This window comes from Stenotrophomonas sp. 116085_Sma (assembly GCF_056479585.1).
The window spans coordinates 1,556,015-1,575,237 of sequence record NZ_CM151057.1; the positions used below are offsets into that span (position 1 = coordinate 1,556,015).

16 protein-coding genes and 3 tRNA genes are annotated in these 19,223 nt (G+C 67.4%); 6 read left to right on the plus strand and 13 right to left on the minus strand.

Translation table 11 applies throughout. The features are described 5' to 3' along the window. Positions 1-96: 96 nt before the first annotated feature. The 5 genes from ACZK0Z_RS07225 to ACZK0Z_RS07245 form a co-directional block, all read right to left on the minus strand. On the minus strand, positions 97-1,887 hold the full coding sequence (locus ACZK0Z_RS07225) for an acyl-CoA dehydrogenase C-terminal domain-containing protein (protein WP_197632664.1): 1,791 nt from the start codon (positions 1,885-1,887) through the stop codon (positions 97-99). A 65-nt stretch (positions 1,888-1,952) separates the two neighbouring features. Next, a complete protein-coding gene (locus ACZK0Z_RS07230; protein ID WP_049430351.1) occupies positions 1,953-2,429 on the minus strand; it encodes an LEA/WHy family protein in 477 nt (158 codons plus the stop codon). A 164-nt stretch (positions 2,430-2,593) separates the two neighbouring features. Beyond that, the gene (locus tag ACZK0Z_RS07235; protein ID WP_049430349.1) at positions 2,594-3,145 is read right to left on the minus strand and encodes a lipocalin family protein; all 552 of its coding nucleotides are present in this window, start codon (positions 3,143-3,145) and stop codon (positions 2,594-2,596) included. Positions 3,146-3,262: 117 nt separating this feature from the next. Then, positions 3,263-3,338 (minus strand) — tRNA-Phe (locus ACZK0Z_RS07240). A gap of 72 nt (positions 3,339-3,410) precedes the next feature. Next, a tRNA-Phe gene (locus tag ACZK0Z_RS07245) sits at positions 3,411-3,486 on the minus strand. A gap of 367 nt (positions 3,487-3,853) precedes the next feature. Here ACZK0Z_RS07245 and ACZK0Z_RS07250 point away from each other — a divergent pair. After that, on the plus strand, positions 3,854-4,879 hold the full coding sequence (locus tag ACZK0Z_RS07250) for an NADP-dependent oxidoreductase (RefSeq protein WP_049429318.1): 1,026 nt from the start codon (positions 3,854-3,856) through the stop codon (positions 4,877-4,879). 61 nt (positions 4,880-4,940) lie between these two features. Here the strand turns inward: ACZK0Z_RS07250 and ACZK0Z_RS07255 are convergent, their stop codons facing one another. Continuing rightward, the gene (locus ACZK0Z_RS07255; RefSeq protein ID WP_049429319.1) at positions 4,941-5,783 is read right to left on the minus strand and encodes a bifunctional transcriptional activator/DNA repair enzyme AdaA; all 843 of its coding nucleotides are present in this window, start codon (positions 5,781-5,783) and stop codon (positions 4,941-4,943) included. A 132-nt stretch (positions 5,784-5,915) separates the two neighbouring features. Between ACZK0Z_RS07255 and ACZK0Z_RS07260 the strand changes: the two genes are divergently transcribed. Further along, a complete protein-coding gene (locus ACZK0Z_RS07260) occupies positions 5,916-6,677 on the plus strand; it encodes an SDR family oxidoreductase (protein WP_197632665.1) in 762 nt (253 codons plus the stop codon). Between the two features lie 6 nt (positions 6,678-6,683). Here the strand turns inward: ACZK0Z_RS07260 and ACZK0Z_RS07265 are convergent, their stop codons facing one another. Beyond that, a complete protein-coding gene (locus ACZK0Z_RS07265) occupies positions 6,684-7,169 on the minus strand; it encodes a hypothetical protein (protein ID WP_197632666.1) in 486 nt (161 codons plus the stop codon). Between the two features lie 158 nt (positions 7,170-7,327). Here ACZK0Z_RS07265 and ACZK0Z_RS07270 point away from each other — a divergent pair, with 158 nt between their 5' ends. Next, positions 7,328-7,501: a hypothetical protein gene (locus tag ACZK0Z_RS07270; RefSeq protein WP_197632667.1), complete on the plus strand. Its 174-nt coding sequence runs from the start codon at positions 7,328-7,330 to the stop codon at positions 7,499-7,501. A gap of 62 nt (positions 7,502-7,563) precedes the next feature. Here ACZK0Z_RS07270 and ACZK0Z_RS07275 read toward each other — a convergent pair. The 4 genes from ACZK0Z_RS07275 to ACZK0Z_RS07290 form a co-directional block, all read right to left on the minus strand. Continuing rightward, positions 7,564-7,639 (minus strand) — tRNA-Ala (locus ACZK0Z_RS07275). Between the two features lie 94 nt (positions 7,640-7,733). Further along, positions 7,734-8,660: an alpha/beta hydrolase gene (locus ACZK0Z_RS07280; RefSeq protein ID WP_197632668.1), complete on the minus strand. Its 927-nt coding sequence runs from the start codon at positions 8,658-8,660 to the stop codon at positions 7,734-7,736. Next, positions 8,650-9,543 (minus strand): alpha/beta fold hydrolase, encoded by an 894-nt coding sequence (locus ACZK0Z_RS07285; RefSeq protein WP_197632669.1) that lies wholly within the window; start codon positions 9,541-9,543, stop codon positions 8,650-8,652. The genes ACZK0Z_RS07280 and ACZK0Z_RS07285 overlap by 11 nt, the downstream gene beginning before the upstream one ends. A gap of 21 nt (positions 9,544-9,564) precedes the next feature. Continuing rightward, positions 9,565-10,620 carry a sugar phosphate isomerase/epimerase family protein gene (locus tag ACZK0Z_RS07290; protein WP_049429325.1) on the minus strand — a complete coding sequence of 352 codons (1,056 nt, stop codon included), beginning with the start codon at positions 10,618-10,620 and terminating at the stop codon, positions 9,565-9,567. A gap of 101 nt (positions 10,621-10,721) precedes the next feature. Here ACZK0Z_RS07290 and ACZK0Z_RS07295 point away from each other — a divergent pair, with 101 nt between their 5' ends. Together ACZK0Z_RS07295 and ACZK0Z_RS07300 are read left to right on the plus strand one after the other, a co-directional pair. Further along, positions 10,722-11,303: a TetR family transcriptional regulator gene (locus tag ACZK0Z_RS07295; protein ID WP_197632670.1), complete on the plus strand. Its 582-nt coding sequence runs from the start codon at positions 10,722-10,724 to the stop codon at positions 11,301-11,303. Between the two features lie 208 nt (positions 11,304-11,511). After that, positions 11,512-13,842 (plus strand): TonB-dependent receptor domain-containing protein, encoded by a 2,331-nt coding sequence (locus ACZK0Z_RS07300; protein ID WP_197632671.1) that lies wholly within the window; start codon positions 11,512-11,514, stop codon positions 13,840-13,842. A gap of 88 nt (positions 13,843-13,930) precedes the next feature. Here the strand turns inward: ACZK0Z_RS07300 and ACZK0Z_RS07305 are convergent, their stop codons facing one another. After that, positions 13,931-15,970: a DUF4034 domain-containing protein gene (locus tag ACZK0Z_RS07305; RefSeq protein ID WP_336339710.1), complete on the minus strand. Its 2,040-nt coding sequence runs from the start codon at positions 15,968-15,970 to the stop codon at positions 13,931-13,933. Between the two features lie 150 nt (positions 15,971-16,120). Further along, on the minus strand, positions 16,121-17,200 hold the full coding sequence (rnd, locus tag ACZK0Z_RS07310) for a ribonuclease D (RefSeq protein WP_049429329.1): 1,080 nt from the start codon (positions 17,198-17,200) through the stop codon (positions 16,121-16,123). Positions 17,201-17,284: 84 nt separating this feature from the next. Between rnd and ACZK0Z_RS07315 the strand changes: the two genes are divergently transcribed. Beyond that, on the plus strand, positions 17,285-19,177 hold the full coding sequence (locus tag ACZK0Z_RS07315) for a formylglycine-generating enzyme family protein (RefSeq protein ID WP_049429330.1): 1,893 nt from the start codon (positions 17,285-17,287) through the stop codon (positions 19,175-19,177). Positions 19,178-19,223: the final 46 nt, after the last annotated feature.

Consider the following 19,223-nt stretch of genomic DNA (forward strand, 5'->3'; position numbering starts at 1 on the left):
GGAAAAGGCTCTGACCCCAATCCGGGCAGATCCACGCCATGTGTGGATGCGAGGGTCAGAGCCCTTTTCTGCGGAAAGGGATCCGACCCTGCGGGCTCAGGCGCCGAAGCGCTCGTCGTCCATCGCCATCAGCGGGGCGGCGCCGGCCTGGATGGCGGCGGCGTGGCTGAGGGTGCGCGGCAGCACGCGGGCGAAGTAGAACCGCGCGGTCTCGCGCTTGCCCTGGGCGAAGGCGGCGCCGTGCGCGCTGGCATCGGCGGCGGCCACGCTGCGGGCCCACCAGTAGGCCAGCACCACATAACCCGAATAGAACAGGTAGTCGTAGCTGGCTGCGCCCAGTTCGTCCGGGTTGGCGGCCGCGCGCTGCAGCACGTCCAGGGTCAGCTTGCCCCATTCGGCCGCCTTGGCGCGCAGCGGGCCGATGAACTCGGCCAGCGCTTTGTTGCCCTCGTGTTCCTTGGCGAAGGCTTCGATCTCGGCCAGCATCAGCTTCAGGCCGGCGCCCTGGCTGGACGCGGTCTTGCGGCCGATCAGGTCCAGTGCCTGGATGCCGGTGGTGCCTTCATACAGCGTGGTGATGCGGGCGTCGCGCGCCAGCTGCTCCATGCCGTGCTCGCGGATGTAGCCGTGGCCACCGAAGCACTGCAGGGCGTTGTAGGTGTTCTCGATACCCCACTCGGTCTGGCAGGCCTTGGAGATCGGGGTGAGGAAGCTCACCAGGGTGTCGGCGCGCTCGCGCTCGGCGGCGTCCTCGGCGTGGTGGGCGACATCGATCAGGGTGGCGGCGTGCAGGGCCAGCAGGCGGCTGCCCTCGACCAGTGACTTCACCGTCAGCAGCATGCGGCGCACATCCGGGTGGACCAGGATCGGGTCGGCCGGCTTGTCCGGGAACTTGGCGCCGCTGAGGGCGCGCGACTGCAGGCGCTCACGGCTGTACTTCAGCGCGTTCTGGTAGGCGCGTTCGGACAGGCCGATGCCCTGCAGGCCGACGCCCAAGCGTGCGGTGTTCATCATGGTGAACATTGCCTGCAGGCCCTTGTGCGGCTGGCCCACCAGGTAGCCCTGCGCACCATCGAAGTTCATCACGCAGGTGACCGAGCCCTTGATGCCCATCTTGTGCTCGATCGAACCGCAGCGCAGCGCGTTGCGCTCGCCGACGTTGCCGTCGCGGTCGACCTTGAACTTGGGAGTGACGAACAGCGAGATGCCCTTGGCGCCCGGAGGGGCGTCGGGCAGCTTGGCCAGCACCAGGTGCACGATGTTGCCGGTCAGGTCGTGCTCGCCGGCGGTGATGAAGATCTTGGTGCCGGTGATCGAATAGCTGCCGTCGGCGTTCGGCTCGGCCTTGGTCTTGAGCAGGCCCAGGTCGGTGCCGCAGTGCGGCTCGGTCAGGCACATGGTGCCGGTCCAGCGGCCCTCGATCAGCGGCTTGAGGAAGGCCTCGTGCTGCCAGGCCTCGCCGTGCTGCTTCAGCGCTTCGATGGCGCCGTGCGAGAGCAGCGGGAAGTTGCCCCACGCCAGGTTGGCGGCGTTGATCATTTCGTTGAGCGGCACGCCCAGGGTGTGCGGCAGGCCCTGGCCACCCAGTTCCGGCGAGGCGGTCAGGCCGGTCCAGCCACCATCGACGAACTGGTCGTAGGCCTGCTTGAAGCCGGGCGGGGTGGTCACTTCACCGGTGGCCTGGTCGAGCACGCAGCCGATCTCATCGCCAACGCTGTTGAGCGGGGCCAGCACGGTGGCGCTGAAACGGCCAGCTTCTTCCAGCACGGCATCGACCACGTCGGCGGTGGCGTCGGTGAAGCCCAGGCGGGCGAACAGGGATTCGACCTTGAGCACGTCGTGCAGGGCGAAACGGAGGTCGGAAAGCGGGGCGGTGTAGCTGCTCATCGGTACGTCTCGATTTGATCAGGGCAGGGGAGAGCGGCACCAGGCGCCGCGACGGAAGGTGGGAATCAGCGCAGCACGCCCGGCAGGCCCGGGGCCTGGTTGAGGGTGCTGCGGCTGCTGATATCGAAGCTGCGCTGCTTCTTTTCCTGCGGCGTAGCCGCGACTGTTCCCTTCAGGCCATAGGCCAGGGTGCGGTTGCCGGCCAGTGCATCGGCCACCACCAGGCGTGCGGCCGAACTGGGTACCAGGTCGACGTTGATGACGTCGGCCGAGGTGCCGCCGATGGAAATGCCCGGCTTGGCCTGCAGGGTGCCGGCGTCGCTGTCGCCAACGGTCAGCGCCAGCGAGACATCGTCGAAGGTCATCGGCATCGAGCTGAAGTTCTGCAGGCGCAGGGCCACGGTCCAGTTGCCGTCGGCGCGCACGGTCAGCTGCTGGAGGCTGGCCGCCGGTTCCGAAACACGCTTGACGATGCCGTTGCCACAGGCGGCAAGGGCGAGGGTGCTCAGGACGATCAAGGCGATACGGAAACGGTGGAGCATGGGCGCAGGTCCTCTGGAGGCGGTGCGTTGGAATAAGCATACTACGGCGTATGGTCGTTTGGATCGCCTGTGGCGACCCGTCGCAGAGGGTAGCGCGTGAAGATGGCGGCCGGGCGTGCGCGGCGCCGGATCGGGCGCGTGCTGCGCGCGGATCGCGTTGCGGTTCAATCGGCGGGGGTATCGCGCAGTGGCGCCATCACCCGCAGCGGACCGAGGTCGTAGCCCATCGCTTCAGCCTTGTCCTTGAGCTGCTCGAATCGGGCGCGATCCATTTCCGGCAGGCGCGAGAGAATCCACAGGTATTTCCGGTCCGGTTCACCAACCAGCGCCCACTGGTAGTCCGGGTCCAGCGCCAGCACCCAGTAGTCCGCCCAGACCAGTGGCACCCAGCTCAGCCAGTCCGGAACGAAGCGCACCTGCAGCTGGCCTGGATGGCCGGCTACCAGGCGTGCCACGCCTTCAGCGACCACGCGTTCGCCGTCGGCGCTGCGGCAGGCGTTGGTGACACTGATGCGGCCATCGCGGCGCAGCCCGTAGTTGGCGGTGATCTCGCCGACGCATTGCTTCTGGAACGACACCGGCAGGTGCGCGATCTCGTGCCATTGGCCTGCGTAGCGATCGATGTCCAGACTGTCGACCGCCCGCAATGGCTCGGCGGCGATCACCGGGGCGGCGGCCAGCAGCAGGCAGGCGAGCAGGGTGGGGCGCAGTTGCATCGGCAGGCTCCGGCAGGAATCTGCAGCGTAGGTGCCGCGCCGGGTAGCGGTGTAAATGTTTCGTCAACCGGCCGCAGGCAAAAAAAAAAGACCTGCATTTCTGCAGGTCTCTGAAGATGGTGGCCGAAGACGGAATCGAACCGCCGACACGGGGATTTTCAATCCCCTGCTCTACCAACTGAGCTACTCGGCCAAATTGTGTGGCGACCGCGGTGAATGCGGTTTCCGGAAAAAAAAGACCCGCATTTCTGCAGGCCTTCGAAAGTGGTGGCCGAAGACGGAATCGAACCGCCGACACGGGGATTTTCAATCCCCTGCTCTACCAACTGAGCTACTCGGCCACATGTTTCGTAGCAGCGAGGTCGCTGCCAAGGAGGCGTATATTACGGAGGTCGGCAGTCTTCGGCAAGCGTTTTGCCAAGAATTCTTCACATTGCCGTCTGCGCGCCTGCAAGTACTTGATCCGCCGTCGCGGTGCAGGGCGGGAAGGGCCTGGAATCGATCCGGACGCCCCGGCGCGATCCTGATCATCCCCTGTGGCGGAAATCAGCAGGCCGCGGTGATCGGCAATGCCGCAACGGCAAGGCCTGTGTCGGTGCCGCGTCTGGGCGGGCGATGGAACGCTGTTTTCGTGGCCGTTTCCGGCGATCGTTGCGGCGTAGTGTCGGTATTCCTTTCCTGATGCTGGCAACAGCAGAGCCGGTCACCATGTCCGATTCCCTCGTTACCTCCCGCATCGTGCTGGCCTCGCGCCCGCAGGGCGCGCCCACGGCAGCCAACTTCCGCCTTGAACAGGCGACACTGCCGGCCTTGGCGAAGGGTGAGGTGCTGCTGCGCAACCGCTACCTGTCGCTGGACCCGTACATGCGTGGACGCATGGACGAGGGCCCCTCGTATGCCGCACCGGTGGCCATCGATGCGGTGATGGAAGGCCAGACCGTGGCCGAGGTGCTGCAGTCCAACGCCGAGGGAGTGGCCGCAGGTGAGCTGGTACTGGCGCCAGGCGGATGGCAGACCCATGCGGTACTGCCGGGCAAGGCACTGGGGCGTCGCCTCGATCCGGCCGGGCTGCCACTGAGCACGGCGCTGGGCGTGTATGGCATGCCCGGATTCACTGCGTATTCCAGCCTGCATGAGATCGCCCGCCTGAAGCCGGGCGAGACGCTGGTGGTCGCGGCCGCGACCGGTCCGGTGGGCGCAACGGTTGCGCAGCTGGCGAAACTGCAGGGCGCGCGCGTGGTCGCCATCGCCGGTGGTGAAGCCAAGCGTGCCTACCTGCAGACGCTGGGCGTGGACGTGGCGCTGGATCATCGTGCGGCCGACTTTGCCGAACAGCTGCGCGCGGCGGTGCCCGCGGGCATCGACGTGTATTTCGAGAACGTGGGCGGGCACGTGCTGGATGCGGTGCTGCCGCTGCTCAACGACTTCGCCCGCATTCCGGTGTGCGGCACCATCGCCACCTACAACGAACGCGGCGTTGAACAGCCCGGGCCGGACCGGTTGCCAGCGCTGTTCAGCCAGATCCTGCGCCAGCGCCTGACCGTGCGCGGTTTCATCGTGCACGACTTCAACCATCTGTGGCCGGACTTCGAGCGCGAGATGCCGCAGTGGCTGCGTGAGGGCCGCATCCAGTACCGCGAGGATGTGGTGGAAGGGCTGGAGAATGCGCCGGAGGCGTTCTTCGGGCTGCTGAAGGGGCAGAACTTCGGCAAGCTGGTGGTGAAGCTGGATTGAGTGTTCGCCGGGCATGGCCCGGCGCTACCTCCGGGCGTGCCGACGAAGGTCGGCACCCACTTCAGGCAGTCGAGGCCTTTTCCCGGCGCAGCAGTTCGCGCTTGCGCGCCACGCCCCAGGCGTAGCCGGACAGGTCGCCGTCGCGGCGTACGACGCGGTGGCAAGGGACGGCCACCGCCAGTGGATTGCTGGCGCAGGCGCGAGCCACCGCACGGCTTGATCGCGGGGCGCCGATGCGCGTGGCGATGTCGGCATACGAGGCGGTCTGGCCACGTGGGATCTGCTGCAACGCCTGCCACACGCGCTGCTGGAAGGCGGTGCCGCGGATATCCAGCGGCAACGTGGCGCCCCGTGTCGGGTCCTCGACCAGACCTACCACCTGTGCCACCAGTTGTTCATAACCGCTGTCGGCACCGACCAGCTTGGCCTGGCGGAAGCGGTGCTGCAGCGATTGCAGCAGCGCTTCCGGATCGTCGCCGAGCAGGATCGCGACCACGCCGGTGGCACTGCTGGCCACCAGCACGCTGCCCAGTGAACTTTCGGCAAGCGCGAAGTGGATGACTTCGCCACGACCACCTGCGCGCCATTGCTTGGGAGTCATGCCCAGCAACTTCGGTGCGTTCTCGTAGAAGCGTCCGCTGGAGCCGAAGCCGGCATCGTGGAAGGCGTCGGTGATGCGTTCCTGCTGTTGCAGCCCGGTGCGCAGGCGGTCGGCGCGCAGTGCCGCAGCGTACTGCTTCGGCGTCAGCCCGGTTGCCTCCTTGAACAGGCGATGCAGGCGGGTCGGGCTGCAGCCTGCGATGTCGGCCAGTTCCTGCAGCGAGGGTTCGTCGAGGCTGGCCTGAAGGTGGCGGCAGACCCGTTCGACGCGGGCGTCGGTGGTGGGGGAGGCGGTGCTGTCCATGGGCGGATTCTGGCATGTGCCGCAGCCACGAAAACTCCGTTTCCTGCACTTGCCAGCGAGGCCCGGAAACGGAGTGTTGGCAGTCCAGAGGCAGGGCATCGTTGCGGCTACTTCACAACGGATGCCACGACCATGCGCTTGAACAACAAGATCGCACTCATCACCGGAGCCAGCGCCGGCATCGGCCGCGCCAGCGCGCTGCGCTTTGCTGCCGAAGGGGCAAAGCTGGTGCTGAATGCACGGCGGCCGGAGCCGCTGCAGGCGCTGGCCGAGCAGATTCGCGCCGCCGGTGGCGACGCCGTGGTGCATGCCGCCGACGTCGCCGACCCGGGCACGGCGCAGGCGCTGGTCGATCTGGCCCAGCAGTCATTCGGCGGCCTGGACATCGCCATCAACAATGCCGGCATGCTTGGCCCGGGCGTGCCGGCGGCGGAGTTCCCCGTGGACGCCTGGCGCGAGGTGATGGCGACCAATCTGGATGCCGCCTTCCATGCTGCACGCGCGCAGTTGCCGGCACTGCTGGCGCGCGGCGGCGGCTCGCTGGTGTTCGTCGGCACGTTCGTCGGCCATACCGTGGGCTTCCCGGGCATGGCGGCCTATGCGTCGAGCAAGGCAGGGCTGATCGGCCTGAGCCAGGTGATCGCGGCGGAGTATGGCGCGCGCGGTGTGCGCAGCAATGTACTGCTGCCAGGTGGCACCGATACCGAGATGGGGCGGGAGGCCGCGCCTACCGGGGATGCGCGTGATTTCGTGCGTTCGCTGCACGCGCTGAAGCGGATGGCCGAGCCGGAGGAGATCGCCAACGCGGCGCTGTTCCTGGCCAGCGATGAGAGCAGTTTCGTTACCGGTACCGCGATGCGCGTGGAGGGTGGGGTGTCGATCATCCGTACCTGAGTAGGGTCATGAGCGCGGAACGTAGCGGATACCGCTGCTGGCCATGAACCCCTTCGGATCGAAGCGGGCCCAGGCTTCGCCCCAGTCGAACCGGGCGTGGCCACCCGCCAGCTTGCGACCCAGCGCCGCGCCCAGCGTACGCTTCATGAACGCTACTTCGGCATCGATCGCCGCCTGGGTCGGCCAGCCGTTTTCCAGTGCTGCACCGGGCAGATCGACACCCATCGTCACCATGTCGAGCTGTTGCCCATGGAAGCACAGGCTGATCCCAGCGGGTGCACCGGCCAGGCCTAGCCGGTGCAGGCTGAGCCAGTGATAGCCGGTGCCGACATCGCGCTCGCCATGCATCAGCGTGGCGAAGGCGATGCGCGCCTCATCCAGCGAGAGGGTGGGGCCGATCAGCGTCGGCAGGTTGCCGAGACGGATGCTGCCGTCGGTCGCATCGAAGAGCATCGGCAGTGCTTGCGAGGCGTGCAGGACAGAAAGGGGCATGGCGCACCGCAGAAACGGGTGTATCGGATTCTGGAGGCGTGGGGACAGTACCGGCAAGCCGAGGCTGCACGCCCTGTTCGCGCCAGGCTGACCGGCAGATCACTCTGCAGCGTCTAGCGTGATGGCAGGTTGGATCTTCGCCGATGAGGGAGATGTCGATGAGTGAGCGCGACAACAGCCAGGGCGACCCGAAGCAGGGCGTTCAGGAAAGCCGTCAGGACCGGAAGCAGGAGGACGTGGCAAAGCGCCGGCCGGCGCAGCGTGATGAACAGGTGCGTGATGCGCATTCGCGTAGTCCGCGGCGCAAGGACGGCGGCGAGGAGCCGGCCTGAGCCGCGGGCGCTGGGAAGAAAAAACCCGCAGATCACGGGGATCTACGGGTTCTTCTGAATAGTGGTGGAGCCAAGGAGGATCGAACTCCTGACCTCGTCATTGCGAACGACGCGCTCTCCCAGCTGAGCTATGGCCCCACGGCAGGGTTTCAGTGTAGCGCTGCCTGCCGGGCTTGCCAAGCGCCGGGCCGGGACGATGGTCGCGCCGCGTCGGCTACCGCCCCTGACCGGTTCAGGACAGGGCCCGGCGCAGCAGCGCGCCGGCACGACGTGCTGCCACGTCGGTGCTGGCACTGACCGCGTGCAGGTGGATGCAGGCGTGGATCATCCCCGGCAGCCGCTCGAGCGTGCAGTCGACACCTGCCGCCTGCAGCCGCCGTGCGTACTGTTCGGCCTCATCACGCAGCGGGTCGTGCTCGCAGCTGAGTACCGAGGCTGGTGCCAGTCCATGCAGATCAGTTGAATGGGCAGGCGAGGCCAATGTCGGCGGTGTGGCCGGATCACTGAGATAGGCCTGCCAGCAACGCTGCATCAGTTCGGCGCTGAGGTAGAAGCCACTGGCGTACTCGCGGTAGGAATCGCTGCCCATCCCTGCATCGAGTGCCGGGTACAGCAGCAACTGGTGGCGCGGTTGCGGCAGGCCAAGATCGCGCAGCTGCAGGCAGCACGCGGCGGCCAGATTGCCACCGGCGCTGTCGCCGCCGATCGCCAATCGCTGCGGGTCCACCCCGAGGAGCTCGGCGTTGTCCTGCAGCCACGACCAGGCATCGGCAAGGTCGTGCAGCGGCACCGGGAACGGGTGTTCCGGCGCCAGCCGGTAGCCCACGGCGACAATCACGCAGCCGCTGGCATTGGCCAGCGCGCGGCAGGGGCCGTCATAGACCGCCAGCGAACACTGGAACCATCCGCCGCCATGCGCGAACAACAACGCCGGTGCCGGTCCATCGGGCAGCCCTTCCGGTGTGTAAAGGCGCACTTCCAACGCGTGGCCGTCGCGTGCGATCACCGCATGCTCGATCACATGCGCAACCGGCTGCGGCGCGCCCTGCAGCTGAGGCAGCGCGCTCTCGCTGATCGCACGCAGCTCGCGCAGGTCGTCCGGCAGTGGATGGGCCGCGACGGCATCGACGAACTGCTGCAGCGCGGGTTCAAGCCGCATGACGTGCCTCCTGCAGGAACGGCAGAAGCTGCGCCAGGAACGCCTGCGGCGCTTCTTCCATGATGAAGTGGCCGCAGCCCGGCACGATGCTGCCGCGCACGTTGTCGGCATGCGGTTGCAGGGTCAGCATCGGCGCATCGGCGGTGGCGTGCTCGGCGCCGATGGCCAGCACCGGCATCGCCAGCCGGCGCTGTGCACGCTGCTTGTTCTGGCGGATGGTTTCCGGAATCGCGCGGTACCAGGCGAAGCCGGCCCGCAGTGCGCCGGGGCGGCTGTAGGCGGCGATGTAGGTATCGGCAGCCACCGCGTCGCGGCGATATGACCAGCGGTCGAACATGAATTCCAGGTAGGCGCGCTCGCGACCGCTGATGAGTGCCTCGGGCAGGTCGGCCACCTGGTTGAACATGAAATGCCAGAGGAAGATGTTGTCGGCCGGTGCGGCGAAGATGCCCGGTTCCGGCGCCAGGCCGGGAATCACCGCTTCGGTGACCGCCAGTTGGCGCACCGCCTGCGGCTGGTCGCTGGCCAGTGCATAGGCAATCCACATGCCGATGTCATGCCCGACCACCTGGTAGCGCTCGTGGCCCAGTGCCTGCATGGTCTGGTGCAGGACGGCGGCGGCGCTGCCGGTGTCGTAACCGTGGCTGGGGCGATCGGATTCGCCGATGCCCGGCGGGTCCACGGCAATCGCTTCGAAGCCGGCGTCGGCCAGGGCGTGCAGCACATGGCGCCAGGCATACCAGGTCTGCGGCCAGCCGGGAATCAGCAGCACCGGTTCGCCGTGGCCGGCGGAGACGCAATGCACGCGCTGGCCATCGATGCGCAGGTAGTGGTGGTGCAGGGTGTCGTCGCCGGCAGCGCCAGCGGGAAGGGAAGTCGTCATGGGGGAGTGCTCCGTGGGGGCTCAGGCGATGCCGAGCATGTGCTGCATCTGCGCGGTGCTGATCGGTGCACCGGCGAAGTCGTCGAAGATCTTGTCGGTGACCGGAATGATGTGGTCGCGGATGAATGCAGCGCCTTCGCGTGCACCGGCTTCCTGGTCCTTCAGGCAGCACTCCCACTCCAGCGTCGCCCACCCCTGGTAGTCGTACTGGGCCAGCTTGGAGAAGATCGACTTGAAGTCGACCTGGCCATCGCCCAGCGAGCGGAAGCGACCGGCCCGTTCGGTCCAGTCGGCGTAGCCACCATAGATGCCCTGGCGGCCGCTGGGACGGAACTCCGCATCCTTGACATGGAACATGCGGATCAGCGGGTGATAGATGTCCAGGTACTCCAGGTAGTCCAGCTGCTGCAGCACGAAGTGGCTGGGATCGAACAGGATGCGGCAGCGCTGGTGCTGGCCGACGCGTTCGAAGAAGCGCTCGAAGCTGGTGCCGTCATGCAGGTCTTCGCTGGGATGGATCTCGTAACAGAGGTTGATGCCGTTGTCCTCGCAGGTATCGAGGATCGGCCGCCAGCGGCGCGCCAGTTCGTCGAAGGCGGCATCGATCAGGCCCGGCGGGCGCTGCGGGAACGGGAACAGGTAGGGCCAGGCGAAGGAGCCGGAGAAGGTGCCCATGTCCTGCAGGCCCAGCCGGCGGGAGGCACGGGCGGCCAGGTGCAGTTGCTGCTGCGCCCATTCGCTGCGCGCCTTCGGGTTGCCGCGCAGTGCTTCCGGCGCGAAGCCATCGCAGAGTTCATCGTAGGCCGGATGCACGGCCACCAGCTGGCCAAGGATGTGGGTGGTGAGCTCGCTGACCTGCAGGCCGTGCTCGGCCAGGGTGCCGCGGATGTCGTCGCAGTAGTCCTGGCTGTCGGCGGCGGTGGCCAGGTCGAACAGGCGTGCATCCCAGGCCGGGATCTGCAGTGCCTTGAAACCGTGGCCAGCGGCCCACTCGGCAATGCTGGCAAGTGAGTTGAACGGTGCCTGGTCGCCGGCGAACTGCGCCAGGTGCAGGCTGGGGCCCTTGAGGGTCTGCATGTGTTGCTCCAATTGTTTGTCAGTCGACAAAGAATAGGCGCGACTCTCGCGATGGTCAACACCCGCGTTACACTGCGCGCCTCACTGGAGCAGGCAGGCAGATGGCAGGGCGACCGCGCGAATTCGACAGGGACCAGGCGTTGCGCAAGGCGATGCTGCTGTTCTGGCAGCACGGCTACGAAGGCACGTCGATGTCGGCACTGGTCGAAACGCTGGGCATTGCTTCTGCACGCATCTACGCCGCGTTCGGCAGCAAGGAGCAGTTGTTCCGCGAAGCCGTGGCGCTGTACGAAGAGGGCGAGGGTGGTTTCGCGCCGCGCGCGCTGGAGCAGGCCACGCTGCGTGAGGCGATCGGGTCCATGCTGCGCGAGGCGGTGCTGACCTACACCCGTCGTGGGCGTCCGCATGGCTGCCTGGTGGTATCTTCGGCCAGCAGCGTGTCGCCCGATGGCGAAGGCGTGCGGGACTGGTTGGCCAGCCATCGTCGCCAGCGCACGGCGGCGATCATCGCGCGGCTGCAGCAGGCGCAGGCCGAGGGTGAGCTGGCCGACGGCGCGGCGGTGCAGGCGCTGGGCGACCACTTCGCCACGGTGCTGCATGGCATCTCGGTGCAGGCGCGTGACGGCATCAGCCGCGAGCGCCTGCTGGCGATGGTCGATGTCGCGTTGACCCCGTTGCTCTGAGATCCGGGGTCAGATCCGTTCTCCCTTGGGAAACGGATCTGACCCCAGGCGGTGCTGGCTGACTGTGCCGAAACCGCTTGTTTCGCCGGGTTTGGGTGCCGCGCAACGAAATCGTAACAATTTGGGGGATAATGGCCGCTTGCGCAGTTTTCCTCCTTTTTGCCGCCCGGCCCGCGCAGGCCGCACGGACGCCTCCTCAGAGCATTGCATGCCCTCCCATACCGATTCCTGCCGCCTGTCGGGTCTGTCGTCTTCCCTTGTTTCCTTCCGCCGCCACCCGCTGGCACTGGCCTGTGCCGGTCTGGCCCTGGTCGGCAGCTTCGGTGCCGCCGCGCAGGACAGTGCGCCGACCCCGACCGGCCTGGACACGATCACCGTGACCGCCGAACACCGCGAGCAGAACCTGCAGGAAGTGCCGGTCTCGGTCGGTGTGGTGCAAGGCGAGCGCATGCGCGACTTCACCGCCGGCGGCGACGACACCCTGCTGGCGCTGTCCGGCCGCGTGCCGAGCCTGTATGCGGAAACCACCACCGGCCGCATCTTCCCGCGCTTCTACATCCGCGGCCTGGGCAACATCGACTTCTACCTGGGTGCCTCGCAGCCGGTCTCGATCATCCAGGACGACGTGGTGCTGGAGCACGTGGTGCTGAAGTCCAACCCGGTCTATGACGTGGACCAGGTGGAAGTGCTGCGCGGTCCGCAGGGCTCGCTGTTCGGCCGCAACACCACCGCCGGCATCGTCAAGTTCGACACCCTGAAGCCGACCCAGGACTACACCGGTCGCGTCAGCGCCAGCTACGCCACCTACAACAGCGTGTCGATCGACGGCGGCTTCGGCGGCCCGATCAACGACATCGCCTCGTTCCGCGTGTCGGCCCTGTACCAGCACCGCGACGACTACGTCGACAACACCTACAAGGGCCCGAGCGCCGATGGCACGGTCAGCCCGAAGAAGAACGCCATGGGCGGCTTCGATGACCGCAACGTGCGCGCCCAGCTGCTGCTGACCCCGAGCGACCAGTTCTCGATCCTGGCCTCGGCCCACGCCCGCGATTACGAAGGCACCTCGACCCTGTTCCTGCGCGGCGCGCTGACCAAGGGCTCGAACAAGACCGACGTGCCGCGCGACAAGGTCGCCTATGACGAAGCCGACAACAATCCGCAGGCGTACAAGACCTACGGCGGCTCGGTGAAGGCACGCTACGACTTCGGTGCGATCGACTTCACCTCGATCACCGCCTACGAGACCACCTCCGGTTACAGCCGTGGCGACACCGACGGTGGCGCAGCGGCGAACTTCCCGGTGAACGGCGGGCCGAACGGCTACGGCCAGTCGATGGGCCGCATCCGCGACCTGGACCAGTGGACCCAGGAATTCCGCCTGGCCAGCCATGACGACAGCGCGCTGCAGTGGCAGGCCGGTGCGTTCTACTTCAACGGCAGCGACACCACCGACTTCTACCAGCGCGCGTGGTTCCTGCAGGGCGCGGCACGTAACCCGAACAACTGGGTGCGCCTGCGCAACAAGAACACCTCGTGGGCCGGTTTCGGCCAGATCAGCTACGCCTTCACCGACAAGTTCACCGTCACCGCTGGCCTGCGCCAGACCAAGGACGAGAAGCACACGCGCCTGCTGAAGACCGCTGATACCGCTGCCGGCGTGGTCACCTACAAGGGCCGCACCGACGTGAAGATGTCCGATACCACGCCGAGCTGGGATCTGAGCGCGATGTATCAGTTCACCCCGAACGTGAGCGTCTACGCCAAGGTCGCGCGCGGCTTCCGCGGCCCGACCATCCAGGGCCGTTCGGCGGTGTTCAATGCCGATTTCACCACCGCCGATTCCGAGACGATCCTGTCCTGGGAAGCGGGCGTGAAGAGCAGCCTGTGGGACAACCGCCTGCGCCTGAACGCCACCGCGTTCACCTACACCGTCAACGACATCCAGCTCAACGGCAACGATTCGGACGGCAACGGCGTGCTGTTCAACGCCGACAAGGCCAAGGCCTACGGCTTCGAAGCGGACATGGAACTGCGCCCGATCCCGAACCTGACCCTGAGTGCCGGCCTGAGCCTGCTGCACAGCGAGATCAAGGACAAGCGCGTGTACGCGCAGGTCTGCGGCCTCAACGGCCAGGTGGTCTGCACGGTGAATGACCCGACCATCAAGGTCGGCGCCAACACCTTCGCGCAGATCGACGGCAACCCGCTGCCGAACGCGCCGAAGTACAACGTGAACCTGGCCGCCCGTTACGACTTCCCGGTCAGCGACGCCGGCACCATGTTCGTCTCCACCGACTGGAACAAGCAGGGTTACACCAGCTTCGTGCTGTACGACAGCAAGGAGTTCAACTCCAAGGGTGACTTCGAAGGCGGCCTGAAGATCGGCTACTCGGGCAACTACGGTGCCTACGAAGTGGCGCTGTTCGCGCGCAACATCACCAACGAGAAGAACCTCAAGGGCGTGATCGAGAATTACATGGCCGCGGTCTACAACGAACCGCGCACCGTGGGTGTCTCGCTGAACATGAACTGGTAAGGCTCTGGCGCGGTGGTGGGTTCTCCCGTCATCGCACCGCTGGAATGCAAAGGGCGGCCCGGAGTTCCGGGCCGCCCTTTTCGTTGTTTCAGACTGCGGTAAGGTCGCTGTCCTGGCTGCGCTGGCCGAAGGTCAGGGCCCAGGTGGCGCTGTCCACCTGCTGGCGGTCCTGCGCCTGCTGTTTGCGCGCGCGGCTGGCGCCGAACCAGCGGCCTTCGCCGTTGATCAGCGGCGCCATGCGCACCACATCCACGTACTCCGTATCGATCTCGCTGGCGCGCTGCAGCCAGGTCAGGGCCAGGAAGGCGTTGGCCGGCACGCCGTTGCCGAAGTGGTAGATGTCGGCCAGGTAGCCGGCGGCCCACAGCTTGTCGTTGTCCTCACCGCGCCACCACAGCGGAATCAAGGCGCGTTCGACCGCTTCGCGCTTGTGCGCGTCGTTCTGGCCATCGAAGGCCAGGCAGGCGAGGTTGCGGCAGGTCGGGCCCCACACGCGCTCACCGGCGTCGGCTTCGCGCAGGCAGCGCAGGTACAGCTCGCGCGCACGCGCTTCGTTGTCAGCGCCACCGGCGGCAACCAGGCGCACGCCAAGGTTGTAGGTGGCGATCAGGTCGCCGCCTTCGACGGCACGCTCCTGCCAGTACAGGGCCTTCTGGGCATCAACGAAGTCCGGCTGGTCGCGGCCGCCCAGCCGGCCCTTGTACAGGTCGCACAGCGCGGCCATCGCACCGGCGTCGCCGTCGTCGGCCATGCGCTGCAACAACGACAGGCCCGCGTCCTGCGAGACATCGCAGAACAGGTTGGACGCAAAGGTGACCGTGGACGTCTTCTGCTGCGCCGCCAGTTTCAGGGCGCGCTGCAGCATGGGCTGCGCACGTGCCGGATCGGCGGTCTGGCCGAGCATCCCATGCTCGATTGCGGTAGCCGCCCAGAGCAGGCCGAGCGCCGAATCGCCTTCGCGCGCAGCGTAGTCCACGACCTGTGCGAACAGCGCTTCGGCGCCGTCAACATGGGCGAACCAGGTGCAAGCCTCCAGGCTGCTGAAACCACCGTGCAGGACCATGTCACGATCCAGTGCCCACGCATGCTGCAGGTCCTCAAGCGCGGCCTGCATGCATACGGCATCCCATTGCACCTGGTCTTCGATCTCCTCGATGCGCCCGAGATGAAAGCGGAGTGCGGCGCGCTGGATCAGGACTTCAGCGCGCACGTAGCCCTCCAGGTGCCAGTCCAGGATCTGCGCATACGCGCGCTCATGCGCGGCCACCGCTTCGGCATCGCCGCGGCGCGGCAGCTCGCCCATCCAGTCCTGTTCCTTGCACCAGCGCAATGCGTTGCGCTGTGCCAGCTCCAGGCCGCGGCACCAGCTGCCTTCGATGAAATCCTCCATCGCCTCGTGGCTGCCGCCCCAGCGCGGGTACAGGTAGTAGAGGGTGTCTTCCAGCGTCCCCAGGTCGTCCGGACGCTGTTCCAGCACCAGGCGCATCCAGTACGCGAGGGGGGCATCGAATTCGTCCTCGCTGCGATCGCGCAACAGCGGCGGCAGGCATTCCGGCAGGTGCTGCAGGGGCGCACCGAAGCGCGACAGCAACTGCAATGCCTGCGGCCACGCCTGCGGATAGTGCTCGGCCAGGGCGGCTTCATCGGACTCCGGCGATTGCCCTGCCTGGAGCGCGCGCAACCAGTTTGGTTCGCGCAGGTAGCTGGTGATGCGCTTGATGCCATCCAGCGCCAGCGCCGGTCGCTGCGACAGCGCGATCGCCTGCAGATAGGCATGCACGGCGTGGTCGCGCGCCTGCTGTGCGGCCAGCCACTGGCTGTCTTCCACCAGTGCGGCCACGTCGGCGCTGCGCAGGGCGCCAGCGGCCGATTCCCAGCAGGCACCCAGGCGCAGGCGTGCGTAATAGCTGTGCGGATCGGCGGCAACCCACCGTTGCGCCTGCTGCAGGCGCTCATCCAGGGGCAGCGCCGTGTCCTGCAGGTTGCGCAGGCGCCAGCGGATGCCGGGCAGTGGCCGAGCGCCGTTCAGCCAGGCCTGTTCGTGTGGTGCCAGCAGTGCATCCAGCGCTGCGTAGTCCTGTTCCTGCAGTGCGCTGCGCGCCTGCGCGCGCCAGGCCAGGTCGTCCATGGAAAGGCCGTCTTTCGCAAGTCCATTTGTCATCTGATGCAATCCAACAATAGCGGGGACGCTATTGGACAGGTCCACGCGCGCGCCGGCAAGCGTGGCAGATGCTCATGTCTGCGGTGCCGGCGCCGGTTTGCCCGGCGCCGGTTGGTCTCAGTGCGCGGGCAACAGTGCCTGCAGCCGCGACTCCAGTTCCTGCTGGCGCCAGCCGGCAAGTGCGGCCGGCCACTGGCGACGTTCCAGATAGCTTTCCAGATGCTTGCGCGAGGCGAGAATGCCATCCGGCAGCCCCAGCTCACGGCTGCGCTCGGCCACCGCATCCTGCAGCTTCTTCAGGGCCTGCTTGTTGCTGTCGTTGGCCGGCAGCGCCAGCGGCGCGTCGGCTTCATCGGCCAGCGGCGTGGACAGCGCCTGCCAGACAGCGCCGGCCAGCTTGCGCGGTGCCTTCGGGAACTGCTCGAACAGCTTGCCCAGCGCAGCCTCGTCGGCCGGTGGCGTGCGCGCTAGGGTGGCGGCCAGTTCGTTGTCCAGGATCCAGCTTCGCGGGCGGTCGCTGTTGCGTGCCTGCACGTCGCGCCAGCGCAGCAGGCGCAGCAGGCGGTGCTGGGCGGCAGCATCAAGGAACTGTGCCGAGCGCATCGCCAGGTGCGGCCAGCGGTCTTCATCGTTGGCGACGCTGGCCAGCAGCCGCTCGCCATCGTCGTGCAGCCACTGCTGGCGGCCGAGCGCCTGCAGCCTGGCATTGATGGCGTCGTGCAGTGCGAACAGATGCTCGACGTCATCGGCGGCGTACTGCAGCTGCGACTCGGACAGCGGGCGGCGCATCCAGTCCGAGCGGGTCTCGCCCTTGGCCAGCGCTACGCCAGTGATCTCCGCCACCAGCTTCTGGTAGCCCATGCCGCCGCCGATGCCGGCCAGCGAGGCACCGATCTGGGTGTCGAACAGCGGTCGCGGCAGGACGCCGCAGGCCCACTTGAAGGCAACCAGGTCTTCGCTGGCGCTGTGCATCACCTTGGTGATGGATTCATCGGCCAGCCACGGCGCCAGCGCCTCGGTCATGCCGGGAATCAGCGGGTCGATCAGCAGGATGTCCTGCCCAACGGCCATCTGCACCAGCGCCAGTTGCGGCCAGAACGTGCGTTCACGGATGAATTCGGTGTCCAGGCCGATGCGGGTCGGGCGCTGCTGGAAGTACGCATCCAGCTCGGCGGGGGTGGTGATCCAGGTTGCCACGGGTCAGGGCCTACTACTCGGGTTTGCTCAGGCAGGGGAGAATAGCCTAACGTCGGTCCGCGTCCGTGCCGAAGGAGGCTCTGCTTGCGTTTTCCGTTGTCGCCCGTGCTGTGCACCGCCCTGGCCGTGGCCCTGGCCGGCTGCACGCCGTCGCCGTCCGCGCCGGCGGACAGGGCCGCCAGCGGAGAGGCGCCCGGGGCCGAGGGGGCCGACACCGGCACCGATGCCAGTCCGCAGGCCGGGCAGGGCAGCGTGACCATCGCCGGTGAAGATGCCGCCGAGGACGTACAGCAGTGGACGCCGCCACGGGTGGACCGCCAGGGCCGCAGCCTGGCCCAGTTGCGCCGCGGCGCCGAGCAGGCGTTCGCCGAAGGGCGGCTCTATGAAGATGCGGACGCTGCCATTCCGCTGTGGCTGGCGGTGCAGGAAGAAGACCCGGATGATCGCCAGGCCCGGCTGGGCCTGCAGCGTGCCCGGCAGCGACTGCAGCAGCTGGCCGATGCCCTGCTGGTGCGGCCGCTGAAGCAGCGCGAGGCACTGGCCGAGGCCAGCCGCCAGGCACTGGTGCTGCTGACCCTGGCGCCGAAGGATGAGAAGGTGCGTGCGCTGCAGGCGCGGGTGGAGCTGGCGCAGCGCGTGGTGGCCTACAACCGTGCCGGCGAGGAGGACCTGCGCTCGGATCGGATCGGCGAGGATGGCGACGGTGCCATCGGCAATTTCCGTGAGGCGCTGGCGCTGGATGAAGACAACAGCCGCGCACGGCAGGGCTTGGCAGCAGCCGAGAGCGGCTTGATCCGCCGTGCCGAAGACGCCGCGCGGGCGCGCGATTTCGCCAGCGCGGGTACCTGGCTGGCCGAAGCCAGCAAAGTGCGCGATTCGTCGCCGACGATTGCCGACGCGTTCGAGCGCATCGAGCAGATCCGCGCCGCCACGCTGCTGCAGCTGCGTGATGACGGCCTGCGCGACCTCGCTACGCCGCAGGGCCTGAAACCGGCGCGCGAGAAACTGGCCGAAGCGCTGCGCATCGCCCTGCCGGGTGACGCCGTGGTGGGGCAGTTGCGCGAGCGCATCGACCTGGCTACCCATTACGGCAGCTTCCGGCCAGGACAGGTGTTCAGCGACGCCATGCGCGATGGCGGGCGCGGGCCGCAGATGGTGGTGGTGCCTCACGGTGGTTTCCAGATGGGCGCGGGCGATGCCGAGCCGGGCTCGAGTGATGCCGAGCGTCCGTCGCACTACGTGCGCTTCGATCGTGGCTTTGCAATGGCGATCACCGAGATCACCGTCAGCGATTTCGAGCGCTACGTGAAAGCATCCAATGCGCGTCCACGCGCGACCCGGCGCGGCCATTCGGTGGTCTACGACGAACGCAGCGGCAATTTCATCCGCCGCAGTGGCGTGGACTGGCGCTCGGACTATGACGGCGGCCGCGCGCTGGGCAACTCGCCGGTGATGCACGTCAGTGTGCGTGATGCCGAGAACTATGCGGCGTGGCTGTCCGAGCAGACCGGCCGCAGCTACCGGCTGCCCAGCGAAGCCGAGTTCGAGTACGCGCTGCGCGCTGGCAGCAGTGGCCGCTATCCGTGGGGCGATGCAGGCGTGCCGCCGCCAGGCAGCGGCAACTTTACCGGCAGCAAGGACGTTTCGCCTTCGGGCCGGCACTGGCACAACGCGTTCATCGGGTATGGCGATGGCTGGTGGGGACCGGCGCCGGTGGCCAGCTTCCAGGCCAATGCCTTCGGCCTGCACGACATGGGCGGCAACCTCAGTGAATGGGTGGCCGACTGCTGGCATGCCAGCTACCGCCGCGCACCGTCCGATGGCGTCGCCTGGTTCAACCCGGGCTGCCGGTCGCGCGTGATCCGCGGTGGCAACTGGGCCAATGCCCCCGAGCAGACCCGTGCGGCCTGGCGGCAGTCCCAGGATTCGGATACCACCAACGCCCGCATCGGCTTCCGCCTGGTACGCGGCATCTGAGCGGCACCCGGCTTCACCCGCTGCGGGCAGTGGCGCACTAAGATTG